This is a genomic window from Roseinatronobacter bogoriensis DSM 18756, assembly GCF_004366635.1.
Taxonomy (GTDB): domain Bacteria; phylum Pseudomonadota; class Alphaproteobacteria; order Rhodobacterales; family Rhodobacteraceae; genus Roseinatronobacter; species Roseinatronobacter bogoriensis.
Genome location: NZ_SORN01000007.1, coordinates 50,803 through 63,688 on the forward strand (window position 1 = coordinate 50,803; position 12,886 = coordinate 63,688).

Sequence of the window (12,886 nt, forward strand, 5' to 3'; positions counted from 1 at the left end):
TGCGGCTTGTTTCAGACTAGATGCCATATAACATGCGCATGAGAAAAGGGCAGGGCCATGTTGGGATATGTCACGGCAGAGGGGCGCGGCGCAGCAGACAGGCTGCTGGCCGAACTGGCAGACAGCTTGCACGCACGCGGCTGGCCATTGGCAGGCGTGGTGCAGATTAACCGTGAAACGCGGCCAGACAGGCATTGTGACATGGATTTATGCATTCTGGGACATGACCATTCCCTTAGCATCAGTCAGGATCTTGGCCCCCTTTCCAAAGGTTGCCGCCTTGACCCGATCGGGCTGGAAAACGCCGTTGGCTTGGTCGAAGCCGATCTCGACCGCCGACCTGCCTTGCTGATTATCAACAAATTCGGCAAATCCGAGGTTGAGGGGCGCGGGTTTCGCGCGGTAATTGGCAAGGCGCTGTCAGAAGGGATTCCTGTGCTGACTTCGGTAAACCGAAACAATCTGGACAGGTTTCTGGCCTATAGCGCCGATCTGGCGCAACCCATTGCGCCCAATTCCGACGCGCTGCTGGCATGGTGCGACCAAACCTGCGCCGCCCGTCTGGATTGACAGAACTGCGCGCGGCCTCTGTTTTCGACCAGTCTTGCGATTTCAGGTAGTTGTGAAACGGGACAAAGCTATCGCGCTGGGGGCTTCTTGGATGCTTGCAAGCAAGCGCCACCAAACAAGCGCCCCATCCCGATGCTGCACGTCTTCACGCCTGATGCGGCTATGTCTGCGGCATCCCGCACATACGAGCTTTGTCACTCATGTCCTCGCACTGTGGGTCGGCCGCAAAACATACGCCTCGGCCATATACAGAAACCGCAAGTCACATATGAAAAGACCCCGGCGCAAGGGCCGGGGTCAGGTTTTCTGAAACGGGGCGCGGGTTAATGCACCAGCTTCATGCGCGGGGTGTCATCATCGCCCACGACATGATCACCGATGATCAGCCCCTCTGCACCGGCCGTCACGGTGACGCTGGCACCATCCAGAACCTTGCCAGACAGCAGCATTTGCGCCAACGGATCTTGCAGGTAGCGCTGGATCACGCGTTTCAGCGGGCGTGCGCCGTAAACAGGGTCATAGCCCTTGTCGGCCATCCATGTGCGTGCAGCATCGTCCATTTCCAGCGTGATTTTGCGCGCCAGCAGCCGCTTGAGAAGCCGCGCCATCTGGATATCGACAATCGCGTCCATATCGTCGCGCGACAACCGGTCGAAGATCACGGTTTCATCCAGACGGTTCAGGAATTCGGGCCGAAAATGGGCGCGCACGGCGTCCATCACCTCGGCCTTGACGCTGGCCTTGTCCGCGCCTTCGGCCATCTGGCTTAGCGCCTGAGAGCCAAGGTTCGAAGTCAGGATGATCAATGTTTGCTTGAAATCCACTGTTCGTCCATGGCTATCAGTCAAGACCCCATCATCCAACACCTGCAACAACACATTGAACACCTCGGGGTGGGCTTTCTCGACCTCATCGAACAACACCACCTGATACGGGCGGCGGCGCACGGCCTCGGTCAGAACGCCCCCTTCCTCATAGCCGACATAGCCCGGAGGGGCCCCGATCAGCCGCGCGACCGAGTGTTTCTCCATGAATTCCGACATGTCGATACGCACCATCGCTTGGTCGTCGTCGAACAGATATTGCGCGACGGCTTTGGTCAGTTCCGTCTTGCCCACACCTGTGGGGCCAAGGAACAGGAAGCTGCCCAGGGGGCGGTTCTCGTCGTTCAGGCCGGCACGCGCGCGGCGCACGGCATTGGCCACGGCGTGAATGGCCTCATCCTGACCGACAACGCGCTTGTGCAGTTCTTCTTCCATGCGCAGCAGTTTTTCGCGCTCGCCTTCCAGCATTTTCGAAGTGGGAATGCCGGTCCAGCGTTCCACCACTTGCGCAATCTGTTCCGGGCGCACCGCTTCGGACACCATCTCGGTGCCTTCGCGGTCCTCAGCCTCAGAGAGTTGCTTTTCCAGCCCCGGAATGACCCCATAGGAAAGTTCCCCGGCACGCGCCAGATTACCCTCGCGCTTGGCCTGATCCAACTCGGCACGGGCGCGGTCAAGCTGTTCCTTCAACTCTCGCGCAGAGGCCAGCTTGTCCCGCTCGGCCTGCCATTGCGCTGTCAGTTCAGAAGATTGCTGCTGCAACTCTGACAGTTCCTTCTCCAGCTTCTCCAGCCGGTCACGAGAGGCCGTGTCGTCTTCCTTCTTCAGCGCCTCGGCCTCGATCTGCTTTTGCAGGATTTCACGGTCCAGCGCGTCCAGTTCCTCGGGCTTGCTGTCAATCTGCATCCGCAGGCGCGACGCGGCTTCGTCCATCAGGTCGATCGCCTTGTCGGGCAAAAACCGATCTGTGATATAGCGATGCGACAGCGTCGCCGCAGCAACCAGCGCCGAGTCAGAGATGCGCACACCGTGGTGCAGTTCGTATTTTTCCTTGATCCCGCGCAGAATCGAGATGGAATCCTCGACAGTCGGTTCTTCGACCATCACAGGCTGGAAGCGCCGCGCCAAGGCTGCGTCTTTTTCGACATGCTTGCGGTATTCATCCAGCGTGGTCGCCCCGACGCAGTGCAATTCACCGCGTGCCAATGCGGGCTTGATCAGGTTGGCGGCATCCATCGCGCCCTCGGATTTGCCCGCACCGACAAGCGTGTGCATTTCGTCAATGAACAGGATGATCTCACCATCGGCAGAGGTGACTTCGGACAGAATGGCTTTCAGCCGCTCCTCAAACTCGCCCCGATATTTCGCACCGGCGATCAATGCGCCCATATCCAGCGCCATCAGCTTCTTGTCGCGCAGGGATTCCGGCACATCCCCATTGATGATGCGCAGTGCCAGCCCTTCGGCGATGGCGGTTTTACCCACACCGGGTTCGCCAATCAGCACCGGGTTGTTCTTGGTGCGGCGTGACAGCACCTGCATCGCACGGCGGATTTCTTCGTCGCGTCCAATGATCGGGTCAATCTTGCCTTCGCGCGCAGCCTCTGTCAGGTCGCGGGCGTATTTCTTCAGCGCCTCATACCCCTCTTCGGCGGATGCGCTGTCAGCGGTGCGCCCCTTGCGCAGGTCATTGATTGCGGCGTTCAGGTTCTGGGCGGTCACAGCCCCTGCATCCAACGCATCCTTGGCGTCAGATTTTACCAGCGCCAGTGCTGTCAGCAGGCGCTCCACAGTGACAAAGCTGTCACCCGCCTTTTTGGCGATCTGTTCGGCCTGATCAACCACTTTGGCGGTTTGCGGGTCCATATAGATCTGCCCCTCACCGCCCGAAACCTTAGGAATTTTGGCAAGAGCAATATCATTGGCTTGCGCCACGCGGTCCGGCGCGCCACCTGCGCGCTTGATCAGATTGGCAGCCATGCCCTGATCATCGTCCAACAGGGCCTTCAGCAGATGCGCGGGCACAAGTCGCTGGTGATCTTCGCGCAAGGCGATGGTCTGGGCGGCTTGCAGAAAACCGCGCGCACGTTCCGTGAATTTTTCCAGATTCATGTCTGTTCTCTCCTACATGAGCGCCCGGAATAAGAGGGATGCCTGCCAAGCAGCACAGCCCCGGTTGGGCCTTACGATCTATGTGGGAAGGCACCACCCCTGTTGCAAGATAGGCACAGGTGTGCAGGGTAGAAATTTATGCCGGTTTATGAACCTGCCATGCAATCGGCCCAGTCGGGCCGCGCCCGATATGGGGGACAATACGCGCGTCCATTCCCACAGGACGGTGAATGTGCGATGTGTAGCTTTTCCGTCCTGACAGGCATTCGATAACTGCGACAAGCCAAGTGCAGCGGGCCAATGCCCTCGCGGTCCTGCACTTCGCGCCACGCTGCTTAGCCCACCCCTCCGCAACGGCTTCAAAGCTGTCATGCGCTATCTTGTATCAGGCGGCCATAGTCTTGCCAAAAACAGAGTCTACAATCTGAAGATGTGTTGAATTCAGCTTAGGCAGCAATTTTATTTCACTTGATTGATGAGGTGTGAATGCGCGTACCACTCGTTTTGCTGGGTCTGTCAGCCTTTGGCTATTTTCTTGCGCAAAACCTGCCCGGCTATAGCGATCTGGGGCTACTTGGATTGGTAAGCGGTGTTGCGGCGCTGATCCTGATTGTCCGGGCGCTCTGGCGCCGGGACAGCAAGACCTCAGCCCCCTATATCCTGCTGGATGGATCAAACGTGATGCATTGGGTCAATGGACAACCCAGTCTGGAGCCGGTGCGCGAAGTGGTGTCGCATCTTAAACAACAAGGTTATCGGCCCGGCGTCGTGTTTGATGCCAATGCCGGCTACAAGCTGGATGGTCGCTACCATAACCACAGGGACCTTGCGCGCAAACTAGGCCTATCGCCCGACCTTGTGCTGGTCGTAAACAAGGGCGAGCCTGCGGATGGCGTGATTCTGGAATTTGCCGAGGCGCATAACGCACGCATTGTCACGAATGACAGGTTCCGTGACTGGGCCGAACAATTCCCGCAAGTGACCGAGCCGGGCTATCTGGTTCAAGGCCGTTTTCTCAACGGTAGTTTGCAGCTTGACCTGACCTGAAACATTACACGCAAATATGCGCAACCTGCCCCAGATACTGCATTGTTCATCAGTGAAAATCACGGCTGGGAAACAGTTGCTTGGCCTGTTCGCGCGGATGACGCACAGAGCGCGGCTGGCGGGTCGGCACGGGGCGGCGCGCCTCGTCGCCGCGTCCCAATGTCGGGTCGATCACCCCGCGCCCCATCTCGCCCAACAGGTCTGAGCAATCCTCGACCCGCTCTGCGATCACATGGATAACAGCCCCCTCGCGCTGCACGCGACCAACGACCCGCAGCAATCGTCCGCCAATAACCGCGCGCCGATACTGTTCATAGATTTTTGGCCAGACCACCACATTGCTGACCCCGGTTTCATCTTCAAGCGTCAGAAAGATTACGCCCGAGGCCGTGCCGGGGCGCTGGCGCGTGATCACCAGCCCGCAGACAGAAACCCGCCCGCGCGCCTGTGGCAATTGGTCATGCGCCGTCAGGCCCGGCAGACCGGGGCGCAACAATTCCATCGGATGGGCGCGCAAGGACAGCCGCAGCGACAGGTAATCCTCGACCACGGCTTCTCCCAGACTCAGCGCGGGTAGGGTGACAGGGGCTTCAACAATTCCCTCGCCGTCCATCCCAGCCTCGAACAATGGCAAGGGGCGGGGGGCCTTGAGCGCGCGCACCGCCCAAAGTGCGTCGCGCCGGGCCAGCCCCATACAGGCCAGCGCATCCGCTTCGGCCAATCGGGTCAGCGCGGCGGGGGACACCCCGGCGCGTCGCCACAAGCTTTCTGCGTCGGGATAGCCATTGCCGCGCGCGGCCACGATCCACTCTGCATCGCCCTGCCCCACCCCGCGCACTTGCCGAAACCCAAGACGCAGCGCAAGGCGACCATCGGCGCGTGGCTCCAACGTGCAATCCCAGTGCGAATGGTTCACCGAGACGGGCCGCACTTCTACCCCGTGTTCGCGGGCATCGCGCACGATCTGGGCGGGGGCATAGAACCCCATCGGCTGCGAATTCAAAAGCGCACAGGCAAAGGCCGCAGGGTGATGGCGCTTCAACCAGGCGGAAGCATAGACCAGCAGCGCGAAGCTGGCAGCGTGGCTTTCAGGAAAACCATATTCGCCAAAGCCTTCGATCTGGGCGAAACAGGCTTCGGCGAAGTCGGGCGCATAGCCGCGTTCCAGCATCCCGGCAAGGAAGCGGTCCCGAAAACTGCCAATCGTCCCCATACGCTTGAAGGTGGCCAGCGACCGGCGCAGCCTGTCGGCTTCCTCGGGGGTGAAACCGGCCGCGACCACGGCAATCTGCATGGCCTGCTCCTGAAACAGCGGCACGCCCAACGTGCGCTCCAGCACGCCGCGCAACTCGGGCGAGGGCAGATGCACCGCCTCTTTTCCCTGACGGCGACGGATATAAGGGTGCACCATACCGCCCTGAATGGGGCCGGGGCGAACAATCGCCACCTCGATCACCAGATCATACATACAACGCGGGCGCATGCGCGGCAGGAAATTCATCTGCGCGCGGCTCTCCACCTGAAACACGCCAATCGCATCGGCGCGGCACAGCATGTCATAAGTGGCGCTGTCCTCGCGTGGCAGGTTTTCCAGCGTGTAGCGCGACCCGCCGTGATGGGCGATCAGATCGAAGCATTTGCGGATGCAGGTCAACATGCCAAGGCTCAGCACATCGACCTTCAGGATGCCAAGTGCGTTGATATCATCCTTGTCCCATTCGATGACGGTGCGCCCCTCCATCGCGGCATTCTCGATCGGGCATAATTCATCCAGCCGCCCTTTGGTAATGACAAACCCGCCGACATGCTGGGACAAATGACGCGGAAAGCCGATGATTTCGGCGATCAGTTCCATCGTCTGGGCAAGGCGCGGTTCTGACGCATCCAGCCCAAGTTCGCGCAACCGCTCTGGCGCAGGCGGGCCAGAGCGCCAGCCCATGGATGATGACGCCAGCGCCGACACCACATCAGCCGACAGGCCCATGACCTTGCCCACCTCGCGCACAGCGGCGCGCGACCGGAAATGGATCACCGTGGCGGTCAGCCCTGCACGGTCACGCCCGTAACGCTCGTAAATGTGTTGAATCACTTCCTCGCGGCGCTCATGTTCAAAATCGACATCAATATCGGGCGGCTCGCCGCGCGCTTCGGACATGAACCGCTCGAACACCATGGAAATCGTGTCCGGGGGCACTTCGGTAATGCCCAGCACATAGCAAATCACCGAATTAGCCGCCGACCCGCGCCCCTGACACAGAATGCCACGCCCACGCGCAAAGGCGACGATATCATGCACAGTCAGGAAATAGGACGCAAAACCAAGGGCTGCGATAATGCGCAATTCCTTGGCCACCTTTGCGGCCGTATCGGGCGGCGCCCCTGTCGGAAACCGTCGCCAAAGACCGTCCTGCACCAACCGCTCCAACCGCGCTTGTGCCGGTTCGCCATTGGTGACCTCATCAGGGTATTCATACGACAATTCATCCAGACTGAAGGCACAGCGATCTGCAATTTCCACTGTGCGGCGCAGGGCTGCGGGATAAGCCGCAAAAATACGCGCCATCTCAGCCCCGGATTTCAGGCGCGACTCGGCATTGGCCAGCGCCCGCGCACCAAGACTGTCAATATCGCACCCAATCCGCAGACATGTCAGAACATCGGCCAGTTTGCGCCGCCGCGCGCTGTGCATATGCACATTTCCCAAGGCCACCATCGGCATGGCCAGCACCGCCGCCTGATGCGCCCGCATGGCAAGGCGTTCAGGGTCACGCCCGTCATAACCGGGACTGGTCCCAAGATAACAGTTTCCGGGAAACCGCGCTGCGATCTGGCGAATTTGTCCCTCAGCTTGCGCATCGCGCCCCTCAAGGGGCAAGGCAATCAGGATTATGTCGCAAGCCATATCCAGCAGGTCGGTATGATCCAGATGGCATTCGCCCTTGGGCGCGCGCCGCTTGCCAAGGCTGAGAAGTCGGGACAGGCGGGCATATCCCGCGCGACACACAGGCAGCGCCAGCCATTCGACAGCACTATCGCGCAAGACCAGCCGCGCGCCAACAATCAGGCGCGGCAAAGGACCACTTGGCACAGACAGGGCAGCGCCCGTCTCGGTCTGGCGGCTGGATGTATCCGTCTGCCGGTGCGAGCGGATGGACAAGGCCTCGTCGCGCGCGCGGCCCAACTCGCGCAGGGCCACATGCGCCCGCACGACACCGGCCAGCGAATTGCGATCCGTAATCGCAATGGCACAAAGCCCAAGCTCTGCCGCGCGGGCAACCAGTTCTTCGGGGTGCGATGCCCCTGTCAGAAAGGTAAAATTCGACGTTACGCAGAGTTCGGCATAACCGGACAGGTCCGCGTCAGACATGCTTGCCCCTCTTCACAGATCAAATGTTCTATATTTGTTCCGCGCCGATTCGGGCAAGCCCTGTTGTCCGCAGTCGCAGATAAATCAGCGCGCAGGCGCTGTGTTGCGCCGAAAGGTCAGGTAATGCGGGCTGCGGCCTTCGCGCAGGGCCTTTTGCTCATAGCGGGTCGAAATCCAGTCATCCCAAGGGGTTTGCCAATCCGCGGGCTCTGGCGTCAGGCAGTCAAACCCGGCAGGCGGCACTTCCTCAAGTGTCTGGCGCACATAATCGGGAATATCTGTTGCCACGCGAAAGATCGCGCCGGGCTGCAACACCCGCGCCAGCGGGTCCAGATAGTCCGGCGTGACAAAACGGCGGCGATGGTGACGCGCCTTGGGCCATGGGTCTGGATACAACAAAAAAGCCCGCTGCAAGCAGCTGTCAGGCAAGACATCGAACAGATCGCGCACATCCCAAGGGTAAATGCGCAGATTCTCGACATTCGCACCGCGAATCTTGCCCAGCAGCATGGCAACACCGTTGATATAGGGTTCGCAGCCGATCAGGCCGATATCGGGGTTCAAGCTGCACTGGTGCACCAGATGTTCGCCCCCGCCAAAGCCCACTTCCAGCCAAAGCGGGCGGGCATCCCCAAAGAAGCTTTGTGGGGCTACGGCCGCACGCTCTGGGTTGTCTTCATGGCTGACGCCAACCGGGCGCAAGGCGTGCAGGTCTTCATCCAGGTAACGTTTTTGCGCGGGCCGCAGGGATTTACCCTTGATCCGGCCATAGAAATTACGCTTCTCGGGGGGGGTATCTGGGGCAGTCATTGCGGCACTCCACGTTGCGCGCGCGGGTATGCAGGCCATGAATGCCCCCGTCAAGACCATGTGCGGCGGTTCGGGTTTACAACCCTGCCATGACTTGGCATGCTTATGTCACTGCTACAGAGCCACCGTGCGAGCTTGCGCGCCTCTGACAATTCACCCACACATTCCTGAAAGGATATCTCATGACGCAGGCGACAGCCGGCAATACAGTACGTATTCATTACACAGGCACGCTTGAGGACGGCTCAGTCTTCGACAGTTCCGAAGGGCGCGATCCGCTGGAATTTCAACTTGGATCAGGCTCGATCATTCCCGGTCTGGACCGCGCGATCAATGGCATGAGTGTCGGCGAACAGAAAACCGTCACCATTCCAAGTGCAGAAGCCTATGGCGCGTATCAGCCCCAGGCGCGTCAGGATGTACCACGCGACCAGATCCCGGACAATATTCCGCTGGACCCCGGCACAATGCTGCAAATGCAAACGCCCGAAGGCGGCGCGATCCCGGTCGTTGTGGCCGAAGTGACAGAACAAAGCGTCACTCTGGATGCGAATCATCCATTGGCAGGCAAAGATCTGACCTTCGCAGTCGAAGTCGTCTCGGTTAGCTGAAGTCGCATCACTGCGCGGCCATCGCCGCGGGATGGCCCGAAACAATCGCAATCGCATCCGCTGTCAAACCGGATGCGTTTGTGACATGCGCGACAATCAGGCCATTCAGACGAATATCCGCCATATCAGGCCGCTCGGGGCTGAATGTCACACTTACATCCGGCTGTGACAGTCGCTCCGGGTCATAGTGCAACACGATCTGGTCCTGATCAGGGCTGTAATCGACGATGGTAGCGGGCGCCCGTCCGGCCAGCCAGTCGCCCAGCGCGAAAGTATCGTCTCCTTCACCACCATTCAGCGTATCGCCCTGCCCTGCGATCAGAAGGTCATCGCCCGCGCCACCATTGAGGAAATTCTCGCCACTGCGATCATGCCCTGTATCGTCCAGAACCGCCCCCACTAACGTATCGTCCCCGGCACCGCCTATCAGGACATTATCGCCGCCCCCTGCAAAAAGCAGGTCATCCCCCCATCCGCCTTCCAATGTGTCATTGCCTGTTCCTCCAATCAGGGTGTCATCGCCCTCACCCCCGATCAGATGGTTGTCGCCGCTCTCGACCCGCAGCAAATTGTTCCCGCCCGCACCAATCAGAACATCATTTCCCCCACCGCCCGAAAGCGTGTCATCGGCGACAGCCCCCCTCAAACGGTCATCCCCGTCGCCGCCTTCCAGAAAAACCGGTTCTGGCGGCAGCGCAGGTGGATACAGGTCGCTGCTGTGAATGCGCTCGTGAAGGTCATCGAACAATCCCATATCCGTTTCATGGTCAGGCTGGGACCAAGGGGGCGGTGCCTGCTCTGTAAGGGTTATCGTGTCAGAAAGCCCGAAATCCGGGGTAGACGGTGCCTCTTCCCTGAAGGATTTCACATCTGTCTCGGGCTCCTTCTCTTCATCTTCATCGCCACCCGAGCCCACGAAAACATCAGAAAAAGAGGCCGCCGCAACCGCGGCCAGCAAGCCAAAAAACATCCACATCGCACCCAACCTTCACAAACACGCAGTTCCAGTCACCAATCCCCAAGCTGGATTATACCCTGACCAAACAGACCAACGAAGCAGTTTCGCGCGCCAACGCCCGCAAAACTGCAAGCCTGGTTAACAGCGCTTGAAGACTTCGGGGCTTTTCAAACGCATCTTTCTGGTCTATCTGACCCTCGCGCCGACAGGCGTGACTCCATCGGCCTTGCTGGACGACATCCCGGCCTGCGCCTTCACCTTCAAACCAAGGAGAACCCGATGTCGATTACTGTAGAAGACAAGAACCGCCTGATCGCAGAATTCGCACGTGCCGAAGGCGATACCGGCTCGCCCGAAGTTCAGGTTGCCGTGCTGACCAAGCGCATCTCCAACCTGACCGAGCATTTCAAGACCCATAAAAAGGACAACCACTCCCGCCGTGGGCTTCTGAAACTCGTGGCAACCCGCCGCAAACTGCTGGATTATGTGCGCAGCAAGGACGAGGCACGCTACCGTGACCTCATCGGAAAACTGGGCATTCGCCGCTAAGGCATACCCCTTTGACCGACGCTTGCGCCCGCCCTCCGGCGGGCGTTTTGCATTCTTCGTCCAGATTTCATCCTTGCACAAATATCCGCGGGGGAGGCCGCTTGCGGCCGGGGGCGGCAGCCCCCATCATCGCAACTTCTCAATCCCCCCCAGCAGAATATCTGTTGCCAGATCCGCATAATCCGCGCGGCTTACGGGGCCGCCTTCCTTGAACCAAGTGTAGACCCAATTCATCATGCCGAAAATCGACATAGTCACAGGCATCAGAATCGGGCGCTCGGCCTCGAGGTCAGGGTTGACCTCTCGGATCACCGTCGCAAAGCGCCGCACGATCCGTCGTTCGATCGCCATGATCTCGTCGCGCTGCTCTTGCGGCAATGTCTGCGTCCCGTTCAGCTGAACATTGTGATAATCATCTGAATCCCTGTATTGCTCCAGCACGGCATGAACCAATGCGCGCAGGCGTCGTTTTGGCGGGGCATCGGGCTGATCTGCGGCGGCGATAGCCTCATCCAGTTCGGTCAGATTGGTGCGCAGGATATCGAAGATCAGCGCATCACGGCCGGGATAGTAGTGATATAGCAAGGCTTTCGATACATCTGCACGCGCCGCGATTTGCGACATTGAGGCCTTGTCCATTCCAACTTCGGCAAAGACAGCGGCGGCACTGCGCAAGATACTGCGTTGCTTCACCTCGAAATCATGTGCACGAGACCGTGCCATTTCACCCCTCCTTGGGCCGGTTATCGACCACACGTCTGGCCTTGCCCTCGGACCTTGGTGCGGCACCGGGTATATGCACCTTTACTTTGGCCGTCACCCCCAGCGTGCTTTTGATATGGTGCGACAATTCCCGCTCCGAGGCCACCCGCGCGCCCTCTTCCGCCGCGTTCAGTGTTGCCTCGCAATGCACGGTCATATCGTCCATCCGTCCCGTGCGCGTCAGTTCAATCTGGAAATGCGGGGCAAGCCCAGCGCATTTCAGGATTTGTTCTTCCACTTGTGTGGGGAAAATATTGACGCCGCGCAGGATGATCATGTCATCAGAACGCCCGGTAATCTTTTCGATCCTGCGCATGGAACGCGCGGTGCCGGGCAGCAAGCGCGTCAGATCGCGCGTGCGGTAGCGGATGATCGGCAACCCTTCCTTGGTCAGCGTGGTAAAGACTAGCTCGCCCATTTCGCCATCGGGCAGCACTTCGCCCGTCTCGGGGTTGATAATCTCGGGGTAGAAATGATCTTCCCACAGATGCAGCCCGTCCTTCGTCTCGACGCATTCATTGGCGACCCCCGGCCCCATCACCTCGGACAGGCCGTAAATATCGACTGCATGCATATCAAAGGCCTGCTCAATCTCGCCGCGCATTGCGTTTGTCCACGGTTCTGCGCCGAAAATACCTACGGCGAGCGAGCTTTCACGCGGGTCAATGCCAGCACGCTGGAACCCGTCAAGGATGGATAACATGTAGGACGGTGTTACCATGATGATGCGCGGCTTGAAATCATGGATCAGCGTGACCTGCCGTTCCGTCATCCCGCCCGAGACCGGCACAACCGTGCAGCCCAGCCGCTCTGCCCCGTAATGCGCGCCCAAACCACCCGTAAACAGACCATAGCCATAGGCAATATGCACGATATCGCCTTTGCGCCCCCCGCTTGCGCGGATCGAGCGCGCGACCAGATCGGCCCATGTATCAATATCGCGCTGCGTATAGCCCACCACAGTAGGTTTCCCCGTGGTGCCCGAGGAAGCATGCACCCGCACCAACTGTTCGCGCGGGACAGCGAACATGCCGAAAGGATAGGTATCGCGCAGGTCGGTTTTCACCGTGAACGGAAACTTGGAGAGATCGGACAGGCTGTGCAAGTCATCCGGGTGGACGCCATGATCGTCGAAGCGCTTGCGATAGAAGGCAGACCCTTCATAAGCGTGGCGCAGCGACCATTTCAGCCGTTCCAGTTGCAGGGCGCTGATTTCATCGCGTGAGGCCGTCTCAATCGGTTCCAGATCACCGGGTTTCGGGGACAGGTCTTCCAT

Annotated in this window: 10 protein-coding genes; 4 read left to right on the forward strand and 6 right to left on the reverse strand. The window is 59.6% G+C overall.

From position 1 onward, the window contains the following. Window positions 1-57: 57 nt before the first annotated feature. The gene (locus EV660_RS13985) at window positions 58-570 is read left to right on the forward strand and encodes a DUF2478 domain-containing protein (RefSeq protein ID WP_071479514.1); all 513 of its coding nucleotides are present in this window, start codon (window positions 58-60) and stop codon (window positions 568-570) included. Window positions 571-893: 323 nt separating this feature from the next. Here EV660_RS13985 and clpB read toward each other — a convergent pair whose 3' ends face one another. Continuing rightward, window positions 894-3,506, reverse strand: a complete 2,613-nt coding sequence (gene clpB, locus EV660_RS13990; RefSeq protein ID WP_071479513.1) for an ATP-dependent chaperone ClpB — start codon at window positions 3,504-3,506, stop codon at window positions 894-896. 486 nt (window positions 3,507-3,992) lie between these two features. On the opposite strand from clpB, the gene EV660_RS13995 reads away from it, so the two are divergent. Continuing rightward, window positions 3,993-4,553, forward strand: a complete 561-nt coding sequence (locus tag EV660_RS13995; RefSeq protein WP_071479512.1) for an NYN domain-containing protein — start codon at window positions 3,993-3,995, stop codon at window positions 4,551-4,553. 49 nt (window positions 4,554-4,602) lie between these two features. On the opposite strand, the gene EV660_RS14000 is transcribed toward EV660_RS13995, so the two are convergent. Further along, window positions 4,603-7,920, reverse strand: coding sequence for an error-prone DNA polymerase (locus EV660_RS14000; RefSeq protein WP_071479511.1), 3,318 nt, complete (start codon window positions 7,918-7,920; stop codon window positions 4,603-4,605). A gap of 84 nt (window positions 7,921-8,004) precedes the next feature. Further along, window positions 8,005-8,730, reverse strand: coding sequence for a tRNA (guanine(46)-N(7))-methyltransferase TrmB (gene trmB, locus EV660_RS14005; RefSeq protein ID WP_084635053.1), 726 nt, complete (start codon window positions 8,728-8,730; stop codon window positions 8,005-8,007). A 182-nt stretch (window positions 8,731-8,912) separates the two neighbouring features. Between trmB and EV660_RS14010 the strand changes: the two genes are divergently transcribed. After that, entirely contained in the window at window positions 8,913-9,341 is a 429-nt protein-coding gene (locus tag EV660_RS14010) for an FKBP-type peptidyl-prolyl cis-trans isomerase (protein ID WP_071479509.1), read from the forward strand. Window positions 9,342-9,348: 7 nt separating this feature from the next. On the opposite strand, the gene EV660_RS14015 is transcribed toward EV660_RS14010, so the two are convergent. Continuing rightward, on the reverse strand, window positions 9,349-10,317 hold the full coding sequence (locus EV660_RS14015) for a calcium-binding protein (RefSeq protein WP_071479508.1): 969 nt from the start codon (window positions 10,315-10,317) through the stop codon (window positions 9,349-9,351). Between the two features lie 261 nt (window positions 10,318-10,578). Between EV660_RS14015 and rpsO the strand changes: the two genes are divergently transcribed. Beyond that, window positions 10,579-10,848, forward strand: a complete 270-nt coding sequence (gene rpsO, locus EV660_RS14020) for a 30S ribosomal protein S15 (protein WP_071479507.1) — start codon at window positions 10,579-10,581, stop codon at window positions 10,846-10,848. A gap of 126 nt (window positions 10,849-10,974) precedes the next feature. Here rpsO and EV660_RS14025 read toward each other — a convergent pair whose 3' ends face one another. Continuing rightward, on the reverse strand, window positions 10,975-11,571 hold the full coding sequence (locus EV660_RS14025; protein ID WP_071479506.1) for a TetR/AcrR family transcriptional regulator: 597 nt from the start codon (window positions 11,569-11,571) through the stop codon (window positions 10,975-10,977). Between the two features lies 1 nt (window position 11,572). Continuing rightward, window positions 11,573-12,886 (reverse strand): phenylacetate--CoA ligase PaaK, encoded by a 1,314-nt coding sequence (gene paaK, locus EV660_RS14030; protein ID WP_071479505.1) that lies wholly within the window; start codon window positions 12,884-12,886, stop codon window positions 11,573-11,575.